This is a genomic window from Flavobacterium sp. J372 (assembly GCF_024699965.1).
GTDB lineage: Bacteria > Bacteroidota > Bacteroidia > Flavobacteriales > Flavobacteriaceae > Flavobacterium.
Map to the genome: position 1 here is coordinate 617,600 of NZ_JAJOMZ010000004.1, position 21,778 is coordinate 639,377.

Genomic DNA, 21,778 nt, shown 5'->3' on the forward strand with positions numbered 1-21,778 from the left:
AGTACAAACAAAATAGCATGATAATTAAGATAATCAATAAGTCAAATCATCCGTTACCTAACTATGAAACCATAGCCTCTGCCGGGATGGATCTTCGCGCAAATCTTACCGAGCCGGTTACGCTCACTCCGCTTGGCCGCGCCATAATTGGCACAGGCCTTTTTATAGAATTGCCCATAGGATATGAAGCGCAGGTAAGGCCACGCAGCGGACTGGCAGCTAAAAAAGGAGTAACGGTGCTAAACAGCCCGGGGACAGTAGATGCCGATTACCGTGGCGAGATTGGCGTTATCCTTGTCAACCTTTCCAATGAACCTTTTACCGTTGAAAACGGCGAACGCATTGCACAGCTTGTGATCGCTAAGCACGAACGCGCTGAATGGCTTGAAGCGGAGTTACTAACCGAGACATCTCGTGGTGCTGGAGGCTTTGGCAGCACCGGAGTAAAATAAATTGAAGACCAAAATAAAACCAACCCCTAAAATAACATGAAAATAATTGTACCTATGGCCGGAAGGGGCTCACGCCTTCGCCCACATACGCTAACAGTTCCTAAACCGCTTATACCTATTGCAGGCAAACCTATAGTTCACCGCCTTGTTGAGGATATAGCAGGAGTTATCAATCAGGATATAGAGGAAATAGCTTTTATAATACATAAAGATTTTGGCAACCAGGTGCCTAAAGACCTTATTGCAATTGCTGAAAAGCTAGGGGCTAAGGGAAGCATTTACTATCAGGACGAGCCGCTGGGTACAGGTCACGCCATTATGAGTGCAAAAGAATCTATGAGCGGGCCTGTGGTTGTAGCATACGCCGATACACTATTCCGTGCTGATTTTGCGTTAGATACTACAGCCGACAGCGTTATCTGGGTAAAACAGGTTGATGATCCGAGCGCATTTGGTGTGGTGCAGCTTAATGATAAAAATGAAATTGTTGACTTTGTAGAGAAGCCGGCAGAATTTGTGAGCGACCTTGCAATTATCGGGATTTATTATTTCAAGAGCGGTGAAACGCTTCGCAGTGAGCTGCAATACCTTCTTGATAACGATATTACCAAAGGCGGAGAGTACCAGCTTACGGATGCTTTGGAAAACATGAAACAAAAAGGCATGAAGTTTGTACCTGGTAAGGTTGATGAGTGGATGGATTGCGGCAATAAAAATGTTACGGTAGATACCAACAACAGGATGCTTGCCTTCCTTCATGCTGACGGTGAGAATATGGTTGCTGAAAGTGTTGTAAACAACAACAGCACAATCATACCGCCATGCTGCATTGCCGAAGGCGTTGTGCTTACCAATGCAACGGTAGGCCCTAATGTTTCGCTTGGCAAAGGCACAAAAGTGGAGAACAGCACTATTAAGAACAGTTTGGTGCAGACGAATTCAATAATAAGAAATGCAAACCTTGACAATGCCATGATAGGCAACAATGCTATATTCGACGGTAAATTTACCAGTATAAGCATTGGCGACTATTCGGTTTTGGAATAATAGTAAATGAAGATACAGTCTCTTTTATATACAATGCTCTTAACAGGCTTTCTCTGCAGTCCGGCGCTTTTGCATGCCCAGCAGCAGATGGAGCCTGACTCCTTATCATTGGCTAAAAATGAGTTTGAGGATAATTTTTATGAAGCATTGAAACAAAAGGGAATCGAGAATTATGACAAAGCAGTGCAGGCTTTGCAGAAATGCCTAGGCAAAGACCCAAATAGCGCAGTTGTACATGCCGAGCTTGGAAAAAATTATCTGGAGCTGAAGAATTATCCGGATGCTGAGCGTTCCTATTTAAAGGCAACACAACTGGAGCCGACAAACCGATGGTATTGGGCGGGGCTGTATGATGTGTATTATGATACACAGGAATTCAATAAAGCAATACCCATTGTACAAAAGCTTATCAGCTGGCGCAAGGAAATTTACCAGGAAGACCTCGTGTCGCTGTATATGTACACTAAGCAATATGATAAGGCGCTTGCCCTTATCAATGAGATGGAGCAGACGGTAGGTATGAGCGAAAAACGTGAAATGTACAAGCTGCAGATTCTCGCTGACTCTAAAGCCGCTAACCCGGGGAAAGATGCGCTTGAGGCTGCCATAAAAAAGAATCCTAAAGAAGAGTCTAATTACCTAGAGCTGATTTACCTCTATTCCAACAGCAACCAGGAAGCAAAGGCTGAAGAAGTCGCCAAAAGGCTTGAGAAGGAAATCCCGACATCAGACTGGGCGCAGGTAAGCTTGTTTAAATTTCACCTGAATAACAAAAAAGGCGATAAAGCCACAGAATCGATGTTTAAGATTCTTGGCAGCAAAAAAATTGACCGGAAGATAAAGCACCGCGTGCTGAATGAGTACCTGATATTTACATCAGCCAACCCTCAATATGAGAGCCAGCTTGAAAGGGCAATCGGCTACTTTGAAAATGATAAAGAAGTTAATGTCCCTAAAGAAGTAGGCAAGTTTTTTTACAACAAAAAAGATTTTACCCGATCGGCCAAATATTTCAGTAAAAGCCTTGCCGCAAAACCTGATGATATTGAAGCTTCTGAACTTTTGCTTTACAGCTATGCCGATGGTGGGATGAATGGCCCTTTGCTTGATAAGGCGGCAGAACTAATTGATTCATACCCAACACATGCACGGCTCTATTATTTTGCAGGACTTGGTGCCAATAGGCAAAAGCAATATGCAAAGGCTAAAACATGGCTGCAGAGCGGAGTTGATTATGTAGTGGAAGATACAGAGCTTGAAGCTAATTTTTACCGGCAGTTAGGTGAAGCCTATGGCGGGCTGGGAGACACAAAAAACAGAGATGCAAATTTTGCAAAGGCTGACAAGCTCATAAAATCGAAAAGCAATAAATGAAAAAGATAGCAGTTTTGGCGTTGGCCGTAATAACACTGGCTTCCTGTAAAACAAAACAGGCAGTTGTAGCTGAACAGGCTGCAGATGCCAAAGTAGGTGTAAGCAGTGTTGCTATGGGTCATTATGCCAATAAAAAAGACTTTAAAACTGCGTATATACGTGCAGGAGCCAAGTATAAAGATTCTAAGCAGTCGCACAGTATGAGCGCTGAAATAAAAATTCTTAAAGATGAGAAGATTCTTATAAGCGTACGGTTTTTGGGTATTACCATGGCAAAGGCGCTAATCACGCCCGAGCGTGTCAGCTACTATGAAAAGATCAATAATAAATATTTTGAAGGAAATTATGCCCTGCTGAGCCAGTGGCTGGGTACAGAGCTTGACTATACAAAAGTCCAGAATATCTTGCTGGGCGTTGCCATGGATGACCTTACTAAAGATAAGTATCAGGAATCACTTGAAAACGGACTCCATAAACTGGTATCAAAAAAAGGAAATGTTTCTAAACAGTTTTTGTTTGAAAGCGCGAACTATCTGATAAAACAACAGTCTGTGGCCCAAGGCGGGCAACAGCCCCGCAGCCTTACAATTAACTATCCTGCACACAGGGAATGGCCAAAAGCTAAACTTCCTGATGAGATAAAGATTGAAGCAGAACAAAAAGACAGGGTAAATATTGATATCGATTATGATAATATTACCTTTGATGAAAATCTGTCATTCCCGTACAGTGTACCTGAAGGCTATGACCAGATATTTTTAGATTAGTTGAATATGCCTAAAAAACTTTTAACCTTCTTTTTTGTGCTCGCTACGCTTTGTGCTTGGGGGCAGGATGAGCAGCAGCGTAAACTTGAGCAGCGTAAAGCCCAGATTCAAAAAGAAATCAGGGAATTTCAAAGCCTTTTAAACCAGGAAAAAAAGAAGGAAAAGAATGTTTTAGGCGAGATATATGAGAAAAACGCTAAGATTAAACTTAGCGAAAAGCTAATAAATACCACGGCAAAGCAAACCAGGCTGCTTAGTGATGACATTTACCTGAACCAGCTGGAGATAAATAAGCTGAACCGTGAGCTTAAAATCCTGAAAGAGGATTATGCTAATATGCTTGTAAAGGCCTACAAGAACCGTAATGAGCAAAGCCGCATTATGTTTATCCTTTCCTCTGAATCATTCCTGCAGGCGTATAAGCGTACACAATATATGAAGCAGTATGCCAGTTTCCGCAAGATACAGGGTGATGAAATCCGCGCAAAGGTGAAACGCCTTGATTCTCTTGACAGGGTAATGAATGGGCAGAAAAAGGTAAAGCAGCAGCTTTTGACAGAAAGCGAGAAAGAGAAGCAGGCTCTTGAAAAGGAAAAGGAGGAGCAGGAAAAACTGGTACAACAAATACAAAAAGACAAAAAGAAGTATGCTGCCGACATCAGGAAGATGCAGCAGGAAGCAAGAGATATTGACCGTAAAATTGACAGGCTAATACGTGAGGCCATTGCAGCTGCAAATAAAAAAACCGCTGCAGCCGGTACTGCCGCTAAAAAGGAAACTGCTGAGGCAAGTACATCGGTAAATAAAATTGTACTTACCAAAGAAGGCGCCTTGGTAGCATCAAACTTTAAGGCAAATAGAGGCAGGCTGCCTTGGCCTGTAGAAAAAGGGTATATCTCAACACACTTCGGTAAACACAGGCACCCTGTTTATAAAGATATTGAACAGGACAGTAAAGGTATTGAAATCACTACCGAAGCCGGTGCGCCGGTGAGGGCCGTTTTTAGCGGTGAAGTTATGAGTATACAGCTCATTGCGGGCCAGCGTGTGGTATATATTCAGCATGGTGATTACCTTTCGCTATATATGAATCTGGCATCAATCAACGTAAAAACTGGCGATAAAGTAAGTACAAAAGAAAATATCGGTACTGTGGCCATGAGCCCTGCAACAGGAAAAGCAGTACTTAAGTTCTTCATTTTCCAGAACACAACCAATCTCAATCCTGAAAGTTGGATTGCGCAATAACAAAAAATGGAAGCAATTGCTTCCATTTTTTATTGTACAAATAATGCTTTTAGTTCTGTGGCGTCATCCGGGCTCATTTTACCGGCAAGCACAAGGCTAAGCTGTTTACGGCGGAGGGCAGCATCATAGCGTTGCTGTTCCAGCTCTGTTTGCGGCTCTACAGGCGGCACTTCTACAGGGCGCCCGGTTTCATCAACGGCTACAAACGTGTAAATAGCTTCATTGGCTTTAGCACGCGTACCTGATTCCCTGTCTTCCGTCCATACATCAATAAATATCTCAAGAGAAGTTTTAAAGGTGCGCGAAACTTTGGCTTCAACAGTAACAACGCTTCCGAGCGGAATTGCCCTATTGAAAGCTACGTGGTTAACAGATGCTGTTACTACAATCCTGCGGCTGTGGCGGCGGGCTGCTATGCTGGCAGCACGGTCCATACGTGCAAGAAGCTCACCCCCAAAAAGGTTATTAAGCGGATTGGTTTCGCCCGGCAGTACCAGGTCGGTCATTATGCATATAGAGTCAGATGGATGTTTTGCCTGCATTTGTTTTTTTAGCAAAGATAATGCAGCCCATAAAAAAATCCCTGTTGTGCAGGGATTTCATTTTATAATTCTTTGATGAGCAGCCAGGCTTCTTTGTCATTTGTACGGCGTATCTCCATCATATTCTTATAAGCTTTACTATGTGTTGCAAAACTTCCGTACAATACAGGATATAGCCCAAATTTATTTTTTTCAAGCATTTTAGCATCATAGCCCTTTGCCTTTAGCTGACCAACCGCACGTTGCGCATTTGCCTCACTACGGAAAGCGCCGGCCACAACATGGTATGGCAATATCTTAGGTGCATCTTCTTTTACAGAAATGGCAACAGCAGGGAGCGGGTTATCTATAAAGAAAGTAGCTTCCTGTATGCGCTGCTGTACCTTTTCCTGTACAGCCTGCTCTACCAGTAACGTTTGTTGTGCAGCCTGATTATCACGATACACTTTAAATCCGGCAGTACCGGCAAATAGCGCTGTAACAAATACGGCCGCGTATTTAAGGTAAGAGTAATTCTTTCTTCTTTCAGGAGTGAAAGCTATTGGTGTACTCTCCTCAAGTTTCTCAACAACCTGCTTAAGTTCTTCACGTTTAATGGCAGGAGAAACAACCATGCCAAGACCAAAGGAGTCAGTAAGGTAATTTACCGGTGTATCAGGTATGAACACGATATTTTTTTCTGAATTAAAAGAGATATCGCCAAGATCTTTCAATTTCAATCCTTTGCCGGTTTCAAGAGTAAAAAACCATTCTTCTACTTCACGGGAAATGTTTTCAACCGCTTGGTCATAAGAAATTTTTTCCTGTAGAGCGATATGGTTAGCCAAAAGCCCGTCATTATTCTTTAAATTCGCGTTGAATGAAATCAGCTTTTTGGGCGGATAAAAAGTATGAGTACCAGCATCTGCGTGTGCGGGGCGTATTTCTGTTAAGAATGCACCAAAGCCGGGTACGCTAACGCATTGGTACCTATACAGTAATGCCGATATGTGTTTTTCAAGCTTCATATTTACAAATTTACTTATTCAATAGGCTCTGCAAAATTTTATTCACAATATTTATTAACAAAAACATTACGCTGCTACAGGCGATTAATATATATTAATGACTGGAAATGAACTGTTTAAAACACTTTCTCTTTTAAAAGTTGAAGGTGTGGGCGATATAATGGCAAAGAAGCTCATTAACCATTGTGGCAGTGCCGAGGCTGTTTTGTCGGCAACGCGTAAACAACTTTTAGCCATTGACGGCGTAGGGGGAAGTGGCATTTAAAAATCTTCAGGATAAAGAAGTTTTTAAAGCCGCTGAAGCGGAGATGGAGTTTATTGAGAGGGAGGGAATAACACCACTTTTTTATAAAGAAGAAGATTATCCGGAAAAGCTGAAGCATTGTATTGATGCACCGGTATTGCTGTTCTCATCAGGTAATATCAACCTGCAGGACAGGAAAATTATCAGCATTGTCGGTACACGCCAGATTACATCTTACGGAACTGATTTCTGCAGGAAGCTGATTGAAGACCTTGCCCCATTAAACCCTATTATTATAAGCGGATTTGCTTATGGAGTGGATATAACAGCACATCAGGCTGCTATGGATAACAATCTCCAAACTATAGGTGTACTTGCACACGGCCTGAACCAAATCTATCCTAAGGTCCATAAAAAGTATATGGTGAAGGTAGAAGAAAACGGAGGATTCATGACGGAGTTCTGGAGCACGAGTGATCCTGACCGTGAGAACTTCCTGAAGCGCAACCGTATCATAGCAGGCATGAGTGAGGCTACTATAGTTATTGAAAGCGCCGACCGAGGAGGGTCACTGGCAACGGCGAATCTCGCCAATGACTACAATCGGGAAGTATTTGCGGTGCCAGGCCGTGTTACAGATAAATATAGCCAGGGATGCAACAACCTGATTAAAAGCCAGCGTGCCAACCTGCTTACATCGGCAGCTGACCTGATTTACATGCTGAACTGGGATATTGAAGACAAGAAAAAGCAAAAGCCGGTGCAAAAGCAACTCTTTATTTCGCTTGAAGCTGATGAGCAGGTGGTTTATGATTACCTTCAAAAAAACGGTAAAGCGCTGATGGATGTTATTGCCATGGACTGTAACCTGCCGGTCTTCAAAATATCGTCGTTATTGCTAAACATGGAACTGAAAGGCGTAATACGCCCACTGCCGGGGAAATTGTTTGAAGCGATATAGAGTGTGCAGTCGCAGTCACAGTCTTCTGTCCTGTAAACTGAAAGTTGAGACTGCGACTGAAACTGCGACTAAAGATACCCCAACTTCTCGCGTACCCTGCTCAACACTCCGTGGGCAACTTCAGATGCTTTTTCCGCACCGATTTTAAGGGCAGCGTCAAGTTCGTTCAGATTGGCCATATAATAAGCATATTTCTCACGAACGTCGGCAAATTTCTCAAGAATCAGTTCATAAAGCGCCTGCTTGGCGTGGCCATACCCATAATTGCCTGCCAGGTAATTGTTGCGCATTTGCTCTGTTTGTTCAGGTGTTGCAAGCAGTTTATAAATCGCAAACACATTGTCAGTATCCGGATTCTTTGGGTCTTCCAGCGGTGTACTGTCTGTTTGTATAGCCATCACCTGCTTTCGTAATGCTTTATCTTCTGTAAAGATATTAATGGTATTATTACGAGATTTACTCATCTTTTCCCCGTCGATACCGGGAACAATTTTTGTCTCTTCACTGGTTATCGGCTCAGGTAGAACAAAAGTCTCGCCCATCTGGTGATTAAAACGTGAGGCTACATCGCGGGTAATCTCTATATGCTGCAGCTGGTCTTTACCTACAGGTACAAACTCTGCATCATACAGCAGTATGTCGGCTGCCATAAGCATCGGGTAGGTAAACAATCCGGCATTCACATCCTCAAGCCTGTCGGCCTTATCTTTAAAAGAGTGTGCAAGCGTTAATCTCTGGAACGGAAAAAAGCAGCTCAAGTACCAAGAGAGTTCAGCTGTTTGCGGCACATCGCTCTGGCGGTAAAAAATAACACGGTTAATGTCGAGTCCGCAGGCCAGCCAGGTTGCAGCCACGCTGTACGTATTTTCACGCAGGGTTTTGCCGTCTTTAATCTGCGTTGCAGAATGCAGGTCGGCTATAAATAAGAATGATGTATTATCAGGTTTATTTGCCATTTCTATGGCCGGTAGTATAGCCCCAAGCAGGTTACCTAAGTGAGGTGTGCCGGTGCTTTGTATGCCTGTAAGAATTTTTGCCATCAGGTAATAATATTTCCTGCAAAGGTAAACGTTTTGGTAAAAAATGAATTACTACATTTGATGAAATGAAATTGCTTAAAATCATCTTTTGGGTAGTGTGGCGCATCTGGTTTTACATTCTTATGGGTGTACCAATCATTATTATGTCGCCGTTGCTTATCCTTTCTATCCTTTCAGAAAAAACCTATCCGCAATTTTTCATACTGGCGCGCTTTTGGGCAAATATAATCCTGTTCGGGATGGGCTTTTATTATCGTATAGAACGTGAACAAGAGATGCAAAAGGGCAAAAGCTACATGCTGGTGGCTAATCATGCCTCTATGACCGACATTATGCTGATGCTGGCTATCTCTAAAAATCCGTTTGTTTTTGTAGGGAAAAAGGAATTGGTTAAGATCCCGATATTCGGTTTTTTCTACAAGCGCACATGCATACTGGTAGACCGCAGCAGCAGCAAAAGCAGGTTCGAAGTTTTTAAGCGGGCACAGGAGCGCTTAAATCAGGGGCTAAGCATCTGCATATTTCCTGAAGGCGGAGTGCCCGATGATGAAAGCATTATTTTAGATGCTTTTAAAGACGGTGCCTTCAGGCTGGCAATAGAGCACCAGATTGAAATAGTGCCGATGACATTTGCCGATAATAAAAAACGTTTCTCTTTCAGGTTTTTGAGTGGCAGTCCCGGTATTATGAGGGCAACAGTCCATAAATTCATACCTACTGCAGGGCTTACGCTAGATGATAAGCAGGAGTTAAGGGATAAAGTTCGCAGCATTATTTATCACCAGCTTCTCAGATATCATAAAAAATAAAAGCGCCCGAACTACGGACGCTTTTACCTCACCTAACATTAAGCTTAACCAACAAAGCTTAAAAACTAAAACTTATTCCTGAATATAAACCGATAAAATACGGCTTGAAGTTTCCGGAATCACTACTGAATGTGTTTACCTGATATTTGAACATAGGCTCAAAATTGGCCTCAAACGCTTTCCAGAAACGGTAGCGGAAACCAACGCCTATATTGGTGCTGAAGTGTACATTATTAAGATTTTGGGCTTCGCCCATATCTGATGTAAGCCCCTGGGTTGAAACTACGCTTACGTTATTATCGTTAAGAAACAGTGTACTCACGCCGCCTATGACATCAATGCCGAAGCGCTTATTAAGTATTTTATATGACATTTCAAGAGGCACCTCTATATAGCCCATTTGCTGAACCATTGAACCATTAAATCTCTGGCCTTCAATACCTTCATCGGCAAAGCCATTAATAGTAGTAGCGCCTTGGTTTTCAACCACAATGTTTGCTCTGCCGCGGCCTGCTACATTAGGGGTGTGCTGGCTAAGTGCAGCATAAAACTGTATATCGTTGGTTGAGTAACTAAGGTTTACAGTATTGATGCCTGAACGGATTGAGATCTTATCATTTAGAGCATAGTTAACACCCAGCCCGTAGCTAAGATTGTTATCATAGGTCTTGCTGTTATTGGCCAGTTGTGAATCTATAGGCGAGCCATTGCCCATAGAATTATAAAATACCGGAGCCATTTGCGGCTTTATATTCCACCGTGGGCTATTTTCCGCTACCGCTTTTTCCTGTTCTTTTTCTTTGCCCAGCTGTTTTTCTTTAAGCAATTTCTCAAGGGCATTTTCCTGTGGCTGTACAGTACTGTCATTGGCAACGGGCGCATTGGCGATAGCTTCACCTGCTTTTAAATCTGGTGAACTGTTTTTGTTATCAGTGCCGGAAGAGCTATTCGTTATAGCCATATTGCTGTTTTTATTTTGCGGTGTTTGTGCAACAGCCCGGTTACTATTTTCAGGTGTAATAGCTATATTACCCGGTAACTCTTCAAATTGCGGCGCATTAGCGTTTCTTGTACGATTATTGTTTTGGCGTTGCGCCACAGCTTCATCGCCATTATCCTGCAATGATTGTTGTTTTACACTGCCATTACGCTTATTATTGCGTTTAGTGCTTTTATAAGCTACACCTTCTTCAGCACGGATTGGATTACTGAAACGTGATTTATTTTTTATACGGCTGCCCCTCTGTGAATTTTCTCTCTCTTTCGCGAGACCATCGCGGCCGGATGCCACAGCATTGCCAGATGATGAAATGTCTCCCGTTTTCTGCAGGTTACCGGTAGCCGTACTTCTGTCTTTAGATGTATCCTCCTTTGAAAAATCTCCTGATGCTACAGCAGATTCATTATTTGCAGCATTAAATGCTTTTGATGTATCAGCAACCACCTCATTTGGCTGTACAGGATCATTGGTTGGGTATATCCTGTTTGTACCATCCGGGTTTGTACTGTCGGCATCTTCTACAACAATGCCATTGCTGCTGCCAGAATCTGTGCCGCCGCTAAAAAACGGCAAGCTTACCATCAGTCCTATAACAAGCAGTGCGGCCACACCGCCTACACGGTACCAAAGCGGAATAACCCGGCGCTTCTTTTTCTTTTTCAGCAGTTCAGCTTCAATGTTGCCCCATGCCGTTTCCGGTGGTGCAACCTCAAAATCCCTGAACTTTTCCCGGAAAAGCCTGTCTATATCTTTCTTCTCATTCATTAGCCTTAAGTTTTAGTCCCTGGGCTTCAATTTTTTCTTTCAGTATCATCCTTGCACGTGCGAGGTTAGATTTTGACGTCCCTACGTTTATATTCAGCATTTCAGAAATCTCCTTGTGCGAAAAGCCGTCAACGGCATACATGTTAAATACCATCCGGTACCTGTCAGGCAGGGCCTGTATCGCTTCAGTAAGAAAATCCATCGAAACAGATTCAACGTCAATCTCAATCTCGGCCTCTTCAAGCGTATTTTCAGAAACTATCTCAAAAATAGTATCACTCCTGTACTTCTGCAGTACATTATTGATCATTACCCGCTTTGCCCATCCTTCAAACGAGCCCTTAAACTGGAAGAGCTCTATCTTGCTAAAGATCAGTAAAAAACCATCCTGTAGGTTGTCCTGTGCATCTTCATAACTGCGTGAATACTTAAGGCAAACACCAAACAGCTTAGGCGCCAGTAGGCGGTAAAGCTGCTCCTGTGCCCTTATATCGCTTTTCTGGCAGTTGAGTATGATTTGATTCGTCCAAACAATTTCATTTTTCAGTACGTTACAGGCACTTCTTGCTCTAAGTATATCTGGTTTCCCACTGCATCTTCGCCCTTGTAAAACTTAAACAGGTATGTGTCAAACGAATAGTTTTCAGGACATTTTAAAATGAACGACTGGCTATCAGGCTGTGTACTTACAATGGGTGCACAATTTGCATTCTCAATGTAAAGCGCCTGTACCGCAACAGTCCTTATGTGTTCATTAGCTTCATAATAAAAACCGTCAAAGTAATAGCAATCACTTGGCCTCCTGAAGTTTACCTTAATTTCATACTCATGGCCCGGCGACATACTTTCAGGCAACTCAACACTTTCCACAGGAAGAAACTCAACGTGAAATTGCTTATTGTTGTCGTCATCCAGTGCACAGGCAGCCGTCAGCACAATTAAACATAGTAGAAATAAAATCTTTTTCATAATAATCTTTCCCGCAAATTGTTTATTAGTAGATGCATAAACCATAAAAAGGTTGCGTACAAAATTAAAAAAAATCACACTTTAAGATATGATACAACAATCACAATAAACTTCCTTACATTTTGTAACCTGTAGATGACACTAGTTGCTACCAACCGTAACTGAAAATTACCTGTCACCCTCCCACTCAGCATAAAATTGGGCAAGGAAATCTTCCATATATTTGTGCCTGCCTTCTGCGAGTTTTTTGCCGGTTTTTGTATTCATGCGGTCCTTCAGCAGCAGCAGCTTTTCATAGAAATGATTTAAGGTAGGGCTGTGGCTGTTTTTGTATTCTTCCTTGCTCATTTTTAAGTTTGGGGAAATAGCCGGGTCATATAGCGCCCTGTTCTTAAACCCGCCATAGTTGAATGCCCGGGCTATTCCAATAGCGCCAAGGGCATCGAGCCTGTCAGCATCCTGAACAATGTCAAGTTCGATTGAGCTGAACTTCTTCTCGAAATTTCCGCCTTTGAAAGATATGTTTTCAATAATTGCAATCACATGTGCAATTGTTGCTTCATCTACGCCCTGCCTTTCCAGAAAATCCCGTGCTACTTTCGGGCCAACTGTTTCATCGCCATTTTGGAACTTGCTGTCTGCCACATCATGCAGCAGCGCACCCAGCTGAACAATTTCTATATTGCATTCTTCGCCTTCCGCAATGAGCACAGCATTTTTGTAAACCCGCTCTATATGAAACCAGTCATGCCCGCCTTCAGCGCCGTGAAGCTGTTGTTTTACAAAGTGGATTGTGTTATCTAAAAGTTGAGAAGACATCTTTTTATTTTAAATATTGTTTAGTGATTTTACTTTCCGGTTTGTTACAGAACATGTAGAGCGTGATTAGAAATACCCATTCTAATGGTTTCATCAAAATATAGGTAATATCTGAGCGTATTGAGGTGTTTATCTTCTTCGATAAATTATATCCGTACCTGTCATAGTTTTTCCGTATCATTTTGTGACATGCGGGGCTAATATCACCTACTAGTTCTTCAAATGCGTTGGCAATCTGGAGCTGGCGGTTTACAATAATTTTTTGCCCGGCACGTGTTCCTACAGCTAGAGGTTTTACAAGTTTAGGATTTCCCTTTGCTGCTACAGTGCATAGATAATGACCGTTATGGTTAAGTATGGGCGGATGCATTTGCTGTGACAAACGCCATAGCGAAGTATCTGTAAAAACTTTTATAGCGGAGTCGGGCTCCTGGCCAAAGATAATAAGTACCAGTGTAGATATCGCTACATAAGGTATTATCAGGATAAAAGCCATAACCGGAAGCTTACCGGCTTGTATGGTAAAATTATGCAGCAGCTGCAATACCTTGTTTGAATAGCGAAAGTGTGCGTATTGTATACTATGAATTCTGAAGGGTCCGTATGAGAATTACGATACCAATAAATATTGCAATGACCGGCATCCATATGAAAAATACTGTGCCGTCATTATCATACTGTTGTATCGATTGGCGATTGTGCTGAGTAATTTGCAGCAGTAATGCTACTTGATGAATAATTCCTGCTATAATCGCCGACAGTAATGCTGCAAGTGTAAGCGGCGGCAATCGGTTTTCTTTTACCCATATTACAGCTGTTGCAAGATTGAACGAAATAAAATAATAGCAAAAAGTGAGGCTATGCTGAAACGATATTGGAGTATAACAATTCATGTCAACGGAATCGATAGCTACACTAAATTCATTGTCATGAACTTCCATACCGACAATAAAGACTAGGATCGAAATAAAATACAATACTCCTATAATTGCATCTGCTTTGGGAACATCTTTGTGAATCCTTCTTAGCAATGAATAAAGAAATAGCGCAGGGAGGCTGGTGATAATAAAGAAAATGAAAATTAGCATCAGGGGGTCTTAAATGCACTAAATTAAATAAAAAACTGCCATGAGAGGCAGTCTGTAATTATTTAATTAAAGCAGGCTGTACCCACTTAAAAATATGAGGTTCTTCAGGAATCACTATACGTTCTGATATTCGCTGCATCCTTGCCGGCAGCTTCATAAGGAAGTCACGCGCCTTTTCTGCCTCGGCTGTAAGGCTTCCAATTTTGTCAATCTGCCATTTTTCTATCAGCTTCTGCAGGATATCAATATAATCCTGTGCGGTATAAACGCCAAGGCGCTGAGCTGAGTCAGAGAATTGCTCAAATGCTTCACCTATTTTCTGGCCAGATTCGCGCAGGAAGTGTGCCGGCATAACGATTTTATGCTTCATCATGTCCTGGAAGGCAATCATCATTTCGCTCGGGTCAACTTCAAAAATGCGGCGGATAAATTCGGAGTAGGCTGTATGGTGGCGCATCTCATCTCCTGCAATCAGTTTACACATTTTAGATAGCTTTTTATCACCATATTGTTTTGCAATCTGTGCCACACGGTTGTGTGATGTGTATGTTGCCAGCTCCTGAAAACTGGTGTATACAAAGTTTTTATAGGGGTCGCGCCCGGTACCAATATCAAGCCCGTCGTTTATCAGATGCTGGGTAGTGATTTCTACTTCACGCATGTTTACACGCCCCGAGAGGTAGAGGTATTTATTGAGTGTATCGCCGTGGCGGTTTTCTTCGCCTGTCCAGTTACGCACCCATTTGGCCCAGCCGTTGCCGCCGCCTTCTTCCATCTGGTCAACGCCTTCTACATCCATAAGCCATGACTCATAGGTAGGCAGGGCTTCTTCGGTAATGGTATCGCCTACAAGCACTACCCAAAAATCATACGGCAGGTCTTTAGCTATTTCACGAAGTTCTTTTACATCTTCAAAAAAAGCTTCGTTTTGTGAGTCGGGCAACAGGTCTGTAGGCTGCCATATTTTTTCGACAGGAATAAGATAATCATCAACAAACGTGTTGATGTCCTTTTCGAGGAGTTTCATTACTTCCAGCCTGATGTTGTGTATAGACATAAAAATTATTTAATTGTGAATTCCCTGCACTACCGCAGTTTCCGTTTTTGCCATTACCTCTTCAAAAGGCATGCCTTTAATTGCAAATGGCTCCTGCACGGTAAAAGTAAGAGGTGTACCTAAGCCTAGCGGAAATTGCCCCCAACGGACTAATTTCCATGAATTATTGATGCTTAGAGGTACAATATACGCAGAAGGCGCGAATTTACATAGTATTTTAAGCCCATTTTCACTAAAGCGTTTAGGCTCTCCTGTACGGCTGCGTGTCCCTTCAGGGAAAATTACAGCTGAGCGGTTGTGTTTCTGTATATATTCAGCCATGCCTTTAATGGCTGGCAGAGCTTGTTTCGGGTCTTTACGGTCAATAAGCACCGAGCCGCCGTGGCGCAGGTTGTATGATACACTGGGGATGCCTTTGCCCAATTCTTTCTTACTTATGAACTTGGGGTGAAACTTTCGCATAAACCAGATGATGGCCGGGATATCATACATGCTCTGGTGATTAGCCACTATAATGAGCGGCACGCCTGCCGGGATTTTCTCAATGCCCGTTACCTTATAGCTTGTACCCAGCAAATGAGTGTTCAGGACCAATAACCCGTTTAGTATATCAACACTTTTTTTGTGTGCCTGGTAGCCAAAAATATTTAGGCATATCACCTGTACAGGATGGAAAATAACCAACAACAGCAGGAAGATGATGTAATAAATAAAAGATATGGGATATGATAATATCTTTTGCATGAAGATCGTAATAAAACAGGGGCAAAAGTACTACCTTTTTGTAAGATTCTGAAAAGTTTTAATATGCCTGCATATATAAAAATAAAACCACGCTGTAAAAGCGTGGCCTGTTATTACTTGTAAGGTTTGCCATTAGCAAAATTCTGCATACGCATCTTTCAGGTTTTCTGCAATCATTTCGGCAGGGCGGCCTTCAATATGGTGGCGTTCAAGCATATGCACAAGTTCACCGTCTTTAAACAAAGCCATACTTGGTGATGATGGCGGGAACGGGAACATCATTTCGCGGGCAGCGTCAACAGCCTCTTTATCCACGCCGGCAAATACCGTGATAAGGTTATCGGGCTTTTTATCGGCATCAAGGCTCATTTTAGCGCCCGGCCTTGCGTTGCGTGCCGCACATCCGCAAACCGAATTCACCACTACAAGCGTTGTTCCTTTACGTGAAAGCGCATCTTTAACTGCATCTGCACTGTGCAGTTCTTCAAAGCCGGCCTCGCTCAATTCAGCGCGCATGGGCCTTACTAATTCTTCAGGATACATAGTATATCGTTTAAGTTTTAGACAAAAAATTAAAGCACAAAGGTAATCATTTTTTTGGCTGAAAGTTTAAAAGCCGATATAGTGCAGCTTTAATGAAAATGCCTTTGGGGCATTTTAAAATCACTTTTAAATCTTCAGCAAAAGTTGTTTCTTCATCGAGAAATTTAAAAGTATTTGCAGCGTTACCGTCACGAAATATTGCAGAGAATATTTCAGAACCTTTTTCATTGTTTCGGTCAAGTATGTCGAGCAGCAACAGGTCATAATACCAAAACTTATCTTTTTTGCGGAGTTGAATTGTGCCAGCACCTTCAACCAGTTGGTTTACCAAAGCATCCGAAAGTTTATCTGCATTTTTAAAAGTGTAGCCGGTGCTTGCCTTGGTCCACCCACCCGCCGAACCGATGTGGACAATATTTTTGGTATTGTTTTTCCAGAACGGATAACATGTCATAGGGATGCTGCCACGCTCTTTGTTAATTATTTCATAATTTCCGCCACCAAGTTGCACCAAGTAATCTTTAATGGCAAGTTCATATTCCGCTTCCGAAAGTAAATTTTTTGAGAACAATGTATATTCAACCAATGCCTCGTTTTCGGCAAAAGGCAGCACATACATAAACCGTGTATTTCCTTTCTGCGGAACGCTAAAATCCATAAATACCGGTTTGTTTACGTCAAAAACAAGATGCTGTGTTTTCACATGCCAGCCTATAAAATGTTGCTGTAGCACAGGATGCTTGCTTTGCGATGCCGGAAAACCAGGATCATAAATACTATTGAACAGTTTGGAACAAGTGTAGCTATCCCCGGTAGTTTTCACAGTTACGATACTTCCATTATCACCAAAATCTATAACTTTTGAATTCAGGAATTCAATATTGTCATGCTTCATTAATTCCCCAAATACAAAATTGTAAAAGTCTATGCCCCGAATCATGTTGTATTGCATCCCCTCGAAGTTGAGGTCAACTTTATTTTCAGCATCAGCAAATACAGCTGTTTCCCATGATTTGTAAATTATATTGTCAAACAGGCTTTCGCGGTCAGACCAATAGCACCATGTCCGGTCATTAGACTGTTTAGCGTCAGGATCTATAAGCAAAATCTTTTTTGAAGAGAAATTTTCATTAATTGCCATTTTGTAAGCAGTCATCAATGATGATAGCCCTGCCCCGGCAAATATGTAGTCGTAATGCTTCATGTCTCACAAACTTAAAAAACTATTGTATTTTTTTGATGTACTTTTTGGTTTTTGTGGCTTAATCCAAACAAATTTAGCCAAGCCTAAAAATAATTTTATTGTTGTATATTTGTTTATGACTTATTCTGAAGAAAACTATCTTAAGACTATCTATCACCTTTCTCAGGGCGCGTCAAACGGTATTACTACCAATGCAATAGCCGGGGCAATGGAGAGCAAGCCATCATCGGTTACCGATATGGTGCAGAAGCTTGCAGAGAAAAACCTGGTGGCTTATAAAAAATACCAAGGTGTATCGCTTACGGATGAAGGGCGGCACATGGCGCTTATGATTATCCGCAAGCATAGGCTTTGGGAAGTTTTTTGGGTTGAAAAGCTTAATTTTTCATGGGATGAGGTGCATGACGTTGCTGAGCAGCTTGAACATATAAAATCTGAAAAGCTTACCGATAAACTTGAGGAATTCCTTGACTTCCCGAAAGAAGACCCGCACGGCGACCCGATTCCTGACCGTAATGGTAAAATTGCTAAAGTTGAAAAACAATTGCTTAGTGAAACAATGCCGGGTAAAAAAGTTATATGTGTAGGTGTGAAAGACAGTTCTTCGACATTCCTTCAGTATCTTGACAAACAGCAAATTGCATTAGGCACTACCATTGAAACCTTAGGAAAAGAACATTTTGACCAGTCACTTAATATCCGCATCAATGGCAGGGAATTCTCTGTTTCTAATAAAATTGCAGGCAACCTTTTTGTAAAAGCGACGTAAATGTTTGACAGCCTTATAAAATATTTTGAAAGTATTGACCCTGTGCTTGCAGCGCTTTATGCCACGCTTTTCACATGGTTTCTTACAGCGCTTGGAGCATCGGTAGTATTCTTTTTCAGGAATATGAACAGGATTGTGCTTGACGGTATGCTCGGTTTTACAGGAGGAGTGATGGTGGCTGCCAGCTATTGGAGCCTGCTGTCGCCGGCAATTGATATGAGTACCGGTGAGGGTTTCGTAAAAGTGATACCGGCCGCCGTTGGGTTTATACTCGGGGCGCTGTTTCTTTTCGGGCTTGATAAAGCTTTGCCGCACCTGCATATAAATTTTAAAGAAGAGGAGAAAGAAGGCTTTAAGACAAAAACGCCATGGCAGCGCACAACCCTGTTGGTTTTAGCCATTACATTACATAACATACCTGAAGGCCTTGCTGTTGGCGTACTCTTTGGCGGAGTGGCAGCTGGCATTCCTGAGGCAACGATTGCAGGAGCGTTAACACTGGCGATAGGAATCGGGATACAAAATTTTCCTGAAGGAATTGCTGTGTCAATGCCGTTGCGAAGGATGGGTATGTCACGCAAAAAAAGCTTTTTGTATGGTCAGTCTTCAGCGTTGGTAGAGCCAGTTGCAGGAGTTGTAGGCGCACTGGCAGTGTCATTTTTTACTCCTGTATTGCCGTATGCACTGGCTTTTGCCGCAGGCGCCATGATTTTTGTGGTGGTGGAAGAAGTTATACCTGAAACCCAACAAGCTAATAATACAGATATAGCTACTTTAGGCTTTATAGGCGGCTTTGTGGTAATGATGGTGCTTGATGTGGCTTTGGGTTAGTGACACCCGCAATCATCGCCACAGCCGGGTTTCTTTTTCTTCTTGAGGAAAAATTTCTTTATCAGGAAAGCTACTGCACCTAATACGATAATATATACTATGATTTCCTGCATATCCATCTTACTTGAGTAATTGGTAAGCTATCAGCGAAACAACGTAGGCAAAAGTACTCATCCCGAACAATTGAATCAGCGGCCATTTCCAGGTGTTGGTTTCCTTTTTTGTGATGGCAAGCGTACTGATGCACTGCATGGCGAAAGCATAGAAGAGCAAAAGTGAAATACCTGTTGCAAAATTGAATACCTTTTCACCGGTAGCAGGATTTACTTCGGCAGCCATGCGTTCTTTAATGGTGGCTTCTTCTTCGCCGCTGCTGCCAATGTTGTATATGGTAGCTAAAGTGCCCACAAATACTTCACGCGCCGCGAAAGAAGACACTATCGCGATGCCGATTTTCCAGTCATAACCCAACGGGCGGATAACAGGCTCTATGCCTTTGCCTACTATGCCGATATATGAATTTTCAAGCTGATATGAGGCTACTTTGTCATTTAATTGTTGTTCGGTCAAACCGGAATTATCTTGGTTAAGTACGATTTCTTCAGCATTCCCGAAATCATCTCCGGGGCCATGAGAACCTAAAAACCATATTATAATGCTCAGCGCCAAAATGATTTTGCCTGCACCATATACAAATGCCTTTGTTTTTTCTAAAACATTGATGCCGACATTCTTGGCCAGTGGCAGCTTGTAGTTTGGCATTTCAGCGACAAAAAAGCTTTTGTGCTTTGTTTTAAGAATTTTGTTGAGGATGTAGGCTGAAGCGATTGCACCTGCAAAGCCAAGCAAGTACAAAGCCATAAGGGTTAATCCCTGTAAGTTGAAAATACCTGCAACACTCTGTTCGGGAATTATTAGTGCAATCAATATGGCATAAACCGGTAGCCTCGCCGAACATGTTGTAAATGGCGTTACCAATATCGTGATAAGCCGTTCCCGCCAGTTTTCAATGTTTCGCGCAGCCATTATCGCCGGTATGGCACATGCCGTGCCTGAGATAAGCGGTACAACACTCTTTCCGCTCAGGCCAAAGGGCTTCATGAGGCGGTCCATTAAAAAGACAACGCGGCTCATATAACCTGTTTCTTCAAGTATTGAAATAAAGAAAAACAAGAAAGCAATCTGCGGAATGAATATTACAACACCGCCAATACCCGGAATAACACCTTCAGCAATCAGGTCGGTAAGCTTTCCGGCAGGAAGATTACCCGCCGCGAACGACCCAAGCCAGGCAAAACCCTCATCTATAACATCCATCGGGATGCTTGCCCATGAGAATATCGACTGGAATATCAGCATCAGTATCGCAAAAAATATCACATAACCCCAAACTCTGTGAATCAGTATCCTGTCTAACGATGCGCGCAAACCCTTCGCTTTGCTGCTGTCAACAGTCATTCCTGTTTTCAGCACATCATTAATAAATTGATAACGCTTTATGGTTTCTTTTTGCTGCAGTTTTTTCAGTTCGCTCGGAGTTTTGGTAAACGACCTTCCCAACATATCTTTTTTGTCAGATATACCGTAATTCACATCCTGCGTTATTACCAGCCAAAGCTTGTACAGCAACTGGTTAGGGAAAGCGTGCCGAAGGCTGTCAAAGTATGGCCTGTCTATTTCGCTGGCATGAAGGCATGGTTCTGTAGAGAGTGATTTATACTCAACAATCATTTCCTTAAGCTCGGTGATACCTATATTCTTACGCGAGCTCACCAATGCTATTTTAGTCCTGAGATGCTCTTCAAGGTAAGGTACATCAAGGGAAATGCCTTTCTTTTCCATCCTGTCGCACATATTTATAACGAGTATGGCCGGAATTTCGAGGTCTTTTATCTGGGTAAAAAGCAACAGGTTTCGTTTCAGGTTTTCAACATCCGTAACCACTACAGCAACATCAGGAAAGTCTTTATCATTGCGGTTCAGCAAAAGCTCAATCACAACATTTTCATCTATAGAGCTGGCATTAAGGCTGTATGTTCCGGGGAGGTCAACAATTTCACCTTTTATATTACCCGGCAGTTTGCAGACACCTGCCTTACGTTCTACGGTAATGCCCGGATAGTTACCCACCTGCTGATTTAAGCCTGTAAGCCTGTTAAAAACAGAAGTTTTTCCTGTATTCGGGTTGCCGATGAGCGCTATTTTCAGGGTGTTTTTTTCCATGTTTATTCCCTGACTTCCACAAAAATTTCAGAGGCAGTTTCTCTGCGTATCGCCAGGTGGCTGTCATTTACATTAATGTAAATTGGGTCGCCAAGCGGTGCAGCCTGCATCATTTCAACTACATTGCCGGGCAGGCAGCCCATCTCAATCAGCTTGAGCGGGATGGCATCAATATCAAAACCTGTAATTGTGGCGCGTTGCCCTTTTTTAAGTGCAGCAAGTGTAGTTTCCACTTTATTTAGAATAAATCAAGATGGCGAAATTACGAAATTATT

General features: G+C 42.4%; 24 protein-coding genes and 1 pseudogene. 9 read left to right on the forward strand and 16 right to left on the reverse strand.

What is annotated here, in order from left to right:
- The first annotated feature begins 17 nt into the window (after positions 1-17).
- The 5 genes from dut to LRS05_RS03265 are packed head-to-tail and all read left to right on the forward strand — an operon-like array spanning position 18 to position 4,888.
- Positions 18-452 carry a dUTP diphosphatase gene (gene dut, locus LRS05_RS03245; protein WP_257867004.1) on the forward strand — a complete coding sequence of 145 codons (435 nt, stop codon included), beginning with the start codon at positions 18-20 and terminating at the stop codon, positions 450-452.
- A 36-nt stretch (positions 453-488) separates the two neighbouring features.
- The gene (locus tag LRS05_RS03250) at positions 489-1,499 is read left to right on the forward strand and encodes a sugar phosphate nucleotidyltransferase (RefSeq protein WP_257867005.1); all 1,011 of its coding nucleotides are present in this window, start codon (positions 489-491) and stop codon (positions 1,497-1,499) included.
- Positions 1,500-1,505: 6 nt separating this feature from the next.
- The gene (locus LRS05_RS03255) at positions 1,506-2,873 is read left to right on the forward strand and encodes a lipopolysaccharide assembly protein LapB (RefSeq protein ID WP_257867006.1); all 1,368 of its coding nucleotides are present in this window, start codon (positions 1,506-1,508) and stop codon (positions 2,871-2,873) included.
- On the forward strand, positions 2,870-3,640 hold the full coding sequence (locus LRS05_RS03260; protein ID WP_257867007.1) for a DUF4292 domain-containing protein: 771 nt from the start codon (positions 2,870-2,872) through the stop codon (positions 3,638-3,640). Before LRS05_RS03255 ends, LRS05_RS03260 begins: the two co-directional genes overlap by 4 nt.
- 6 nt (positions 3,641-3,646) lie before the next feature.
- Entirely contained in the window at positions 3,647-4,888 is a 1,242-nt protein-coding gene (locus LRS05_RS03265) for a murein hydrolase activator EnvC (protein WP_257867008.1), read from the forward strand.
- A 29-nt stretch (positions 4,889-4,917) separates the two neighbouring features.
- Here the strand turns inward: LRS05_RS03265 and LRS05_RS03270 are convergent, their stop codons facing one another.
- Together LRS05_RS03270 and LRS05_RS03275 are read right to left on the reverse strand one after the other, a co-directional pair.
- Positions 4,918-5,430 carry an acyl-CoA thioesterase gene (locus LRS05_RS03270; RefSeq protein ID WP_257867009.1) on the reverse strand — a complete coding sequence of 171 codons (513 nt, stop codon included), beginning with the start codon at positions 5,428-5,430 and terminating at the stop codon, positions 4,918-4,920.
- Between the two features lie 62 nt (positions 5,431-5,492).
- The gene (locus tag LRS05_RS03275; protein ID WP_257867010.1) at positions 5,493-6,437 is read right to left on the reverse strand and encodes an SPOR domain-containing protein; all 945 of its coding nucleotides are present in this window, start codon (positions 6,435-6,437) and stop codon (positions 5,493-5,495) included.
- A gap of 97 nt (positions 6,438-6,534) precedes the next feature.
- Here LRS05_RS03275 and dprA point away from each other — a divergent pair.
- Positions 6,535-7,642: pseudogene (gene dprA / locus LRS05_RS03280) on the forward strand (DNA-processing protein DprA).
- Between the two features lie 68 nt (positions 7,643-7,710).
- Here the strand turns inward: dprA and trpS are convergent.
- A complete protein-coding gene (gene trpS / locus LRS05_RS03285) occupies positions 7,711-8,682 on the reverse strand; it encodes a tryptophan--tRNA ligase (RefSeq protein ID WP_257867011.1) in 972 nt (323 codons plus the stop codon).
- Between the two features lie 65 nt (positions 8,683-8,747).
- On the opposite strand from trpS, the gene LRS05_RS03290 reads away from it, so the two are divergent.
- Complete coding sequence (locus LRS05_RS03290) at positions 8,748-9,491, forward strand: 1-acyl-sn-glycerol-3-phosphate acyltransferase (protein ID WP_257867012.1); 744 nt, start codon at positions 8,748-8,750, stop codon at positions 9,489-9,491.
- A gap of 58 nt (positions 9,492-9,549) precedes the next feature.
- Here the strand turns inward: LRS05_RS03290 and LRS05_RS03295 are convergent, their stop codons facing one another.
- The 10 genes from LRS05_RS03295 to LRS05_RS03340 form a co-directional block, all read right to left on the reverse strand.
- Positions 9,550-11,256, reverse strand: coding sequence for an outer membrane beta-barrel protein (locus LRS05_RS03295; protein ID WP_257867013.1), 1,707 nt, complete (start codon positions 11,254-11,256; stop codon positions 9,550-9,552).
- On the reverse strand, positions 11,249-11,833 hold the full coding sequence (locus LRS05_RS03300; protein WP_308224962.1) for a sigma-70 family RNA polymerase sigma factor: 585 nt from the start codon (positions 11,831-11,833) through the stop codon (positions 11,249-11,251). Before LRS05_RS03300 ends, LRS05_RS03295 begins: the two co-directional genes overlap by 8 nt.
- Positions 11,800-12,225 (reverse strand): hypothetical protein, encoded by a 426-nt coding sequence (locus tag LRS05_RS03305; RefSeq protein ID WP_257867014.1) that lies wholly within the window; start codon positions 12,223-12,225, stop codon positions 11,800-11,802. The genes LRS05_RS03300 and LRS05_RS03305 overlap by 34 nt, the downstream gene beginning before the upstream one ends.
- A 168-nt stretch (positions 12,226-12,393) precedes the next feature.
- Positions 12,394-13,044, reverse strand: coding sequence for an HD domain-containing protein (locus LRS05_RS03310; RefSeq protein ID WP_257867015.1), 651 nt, complete (start codon positions 13,042-13,044; stop codon positions 12,394-12,396).
- Between the two features lie 4 nt (positions 13,045-13,048).
- Complete coding sequence (locus LRS05_RS03315) at positions 13,049-13,588, reverse strand: DUF6688 family protein (protein WP_257867016.1); 540 nt, start codon at positions 13,586-13,588, stop codon at positions 13,049-13,051.
- Between the two features lie 37 nt (positions 13,589-13,625).
- Complete coding sequence (locus LRS05_RS03320; RefSeq protein ID WP_257867017.1) at positions 13,626-14,132, reverse strand: DUF6688 family protein; 507 nt, start codon at positions 14,130-14,132, stop codon at positions 13,626-13,628.
- A 58-nt stretch (positions 14,133-14,190) separates the two neighbouring features.
- On the reverse strand, positions 14,191-15,189 hold the full coding sequence (locus tag LRS05_RS03325) for an acyl-ACP desaturase (protein ID WP_257867018.1): 999 nt from the start codon (positions 15,187-15,189) through the stop codon (positions 14,191-14,193).
- A gap of 9 nt (positions 15,190-15,198) precedes the next feature.
- Entirely contained in the window at positions 15,199-15,933 is a 735-nt protein-coding gene (locus LRS05_RS03330) for a 1-acyl-sn-glycerol-3-phosphate acyltransferase (RefSeq protein WP_257867019.1), read from the reverse strand.
- A gap of 132 nt (positions 15,934-16,065) precedes the next feature.
- On the reverse strand, positions 16,066-16,476 hold the full coding sequence (locus tag LRS05_RS03335) for a BrxA/BrxB family bacilliredoxin (protein ID WP_257867020.1): 411 nt from the start codon (positions 16,474-16,476) through the stop codon (positions 16,066-16,068).
- Between the two features lie 46 nt (positions 16,477-16,522).
- Positions 16,523-17,680, reverse strand: a complete 1,158-nt coding sequence (locus tag LRS05_RS03340) for a lycopene cyclase family protein (protein ID WP_257867021.1) — start codon at positions 17,678-17,680, stop codon at positions 16,523-16,525.
- 115 nt (positions 17,681-17,795) lie between these two features.
- Between LRS05_RS03340 and LRS05_RS03345 the strand changes: the two genes are divergently transcribed.
- A complete protein-coding gene (locus LRS05_RS03345) occupies positions 17,796-18,449 on the forward strand; it encodes a metal-dependent transcriptional regulator (RefSeq protein ID WP_257867022.1) in 654 nt (217 codons plus the stop codon).
- Positions 18,450-19,280 (forward strand): ZIP family metal transporter, encoded by an 831-nt coding sequence (locus LRS05_RS03350; RefSeq protein ID WP_257867023.1) that lies wholly within the window; start codon positions 18,450-18,452, stop codon positions 19,278-19,280.
- Here LRS05_RS03350 and LRS05_RS03355 read toward each other — a convergent pair.
- Genes LRS05_RS03355 through LRS05_RS03365 form a run of 3 tightly spaced genes read right to left on the reverse strand, consistent with a single transcriptional unit; the run spans position 19,277 to position 21,736 of the window.
- Entirely contained in the window at positions 19,277-19,399 is a 123-nt protein-coding gene (locus LRS05_RS03355; protein ID WP_257867024.1) for a FeoB-associated Cys-rich membrane protein, read from the reverse strand. The two genes, LRS05_RS03350 and LRS05_RS03355, sit on opposite strands and share 4 nt — an antisense overlap.
- A 1-nt stretch (position 19,400) precedes the next feature.
- Complete coding sequence (gene feoB, locus LRS05_RS03360) at positions 19,401-21,503, reverse strand: ferrous iron transport protein B (RefSeq protein ID WP_257867025.1); 2,103 nt, start codon at positions 21,501-21,503, stop codon at positions 19,401-19,403.
- 2 nt (positions 21,504-21,505) lie between these two features.
- Positions 21,506-21,736: a FeoA family protein gene (locus tag LRS05_RS03365; protein WP_257867026.1), complete on the reverse strand. Its 231-nt coding sequence runs from the start codon at positions 21,734-21,736 to the stop codon at positions 21,506-21,508.
- Positions 21,737-21,778 lie beyond the last annotated feature (42 nt).

Excerpts from the sequence above, each read along its gene's own strand:
- dut (WP_257867004.1), top strand. The coding sequence starts at position 18 with ATGATAATTAAGATAATCAATAAGTCAAATCATCCGTTACCTAACTAT.
- LRS05_RS03250 (WP_257867005.1), top strand. The coding sequence starts at position 489 with ATGAAAATAATTGTACCTATGGCCGGAAGGGGCTCACGCCTTCGCCCA.
- LRS05_RS03255 (WP_257867006.1), top strand. The coding sequence starts at position 1,506 with ATGAAGATACAGTCTCTTTTATATACAATGCTCTTAACAGGCTTTCTC.
- LRS05_RS03260 (WP_257867007.1), top strand. The coding sequence starts at position 2,870 with ATGAAAAAGATAGCAGTTTTGGCGTTGGCCGTAATAACACTGGCTTCC.
- LRS05_RS03265 (WP_257867008.1), top strand. The coding sequence starts at position 3,647 with ATGCCTAAAAAACTTTTAACCTTCTTTTTTGTGCTCGCTACGCTTTGT.
- LRS05_RS03270 (WP_257867009.1), bottom strand. The coding sequence starts at position 5,430 with ATGCAGGCAAAACATCCATCTGACTCTATATGCATAATGACCGACCTG.
- LRS05_RS03275 (WP_257867010.1), bottom strand. The coding sequence starts at position 6,437 with ATGAAGCTTGAAAAACACATATCGGCATTACTGTATAGGTACCAATGC.
- trpS (WP_257867011.1), bottom strand. The coding sequence starts at position 8,682 with ATGGCAAAAATTCTTACAGGCATACAAAGCACCGGCACACCTCACTTA.
- LRS05_RS03290 (WP_257867012.1), top strand. The coding sequence starts at position 8,748 with ATGAAATTGCTTAAAATCATCTTTTGGGTAGTGTGGCGCATCTGGTTT.
- LRS05_RS03295 (WP_257867013.1), bottom strand. The coding sequence starts at position 11,256 with ATGAATGAGAAGAAAGATATAGACAGGCTTTTCCGGGAAAAGTTCAGG.
- LRS05_RS03305 (WP_257867014.1), bottom strand. The coding sequence starts at position 12,225 with ATGAAAAAGATTTTATTTCTACTATGTTTAATTGTGCTGACGGCTGCC.
- LRS05_RS03310 (WP_257867015.1), bottom strand. The coding sequence starts at position 13,044 with ATGTCTTCTCAACTTTTAGATAACACAATCCACTTTGTAAAACAACAG.
- LRS05_RS03320 (WP_257867017.1), bottom strand. The coding sequence starts at position 14,132 with ATGCTAATTTTCATTTTCTTTATTATCACCAGCCTCCCTGCGCTATTT.
- LRS05_RS03325 (WP_257867018.1), bottom strand. The coding sequence starts at position 15,189 with ATGTCTATACACAACATCAGGCTGGAAGTAATGAAACTCCTCGAAAAG.
- LRS05_RS03330 (WP_257867019.1), bottom strand. The coding sequence starts at position 15,933 with ATGCAAAAGATATTATCATATCCCATATCTTTTATTTATTACATCATC.
- LRS05_RS03335 (WP_257867020.1), bottom strand. The coding sequence starts at position 16,476 with ATGTATCCTGAAGAATTAGTAAGGCCCATGCGCGCTGAATTGAGCGAG.
- LRS05_RS03340 (WP_257867021.1), bottom strand. The coding sequence starts at position 17,680 with ATGAAGCATTACGACTACATATTTGCCGGGGCAGGGCTATCATCATTG.
- LRS05_RS03345 (WP_257867022.1), top strand. The coding sequence starts at position 17,796 with ATGACTTATTCTGAAGAAAACTATCTTAAGACTATCTATCACCTTTCT.
- LRS05_RS03350 (WP_257867023.1), top strand. The coding sequence starts at position 18,450 with ATGTTTGACAGCCTTATAAAATATTTTGAAAGTATTGACCCTGTGCTT.
- LRS05_RS03355 (WP_257867024.1), bottom strand. The coding sequence starts at position 19,399 with ATGGATATGCAGGAAATCATAGTATATATTATCGTATTAGGTGCAGTA.
- feoB (WP_257867025.1), bottom strand. The coding sequence starts at position 21,503 with ATGGAAAAAAACACCCTGAAAATAGCGCTCATCGGCAACCCGAATACA.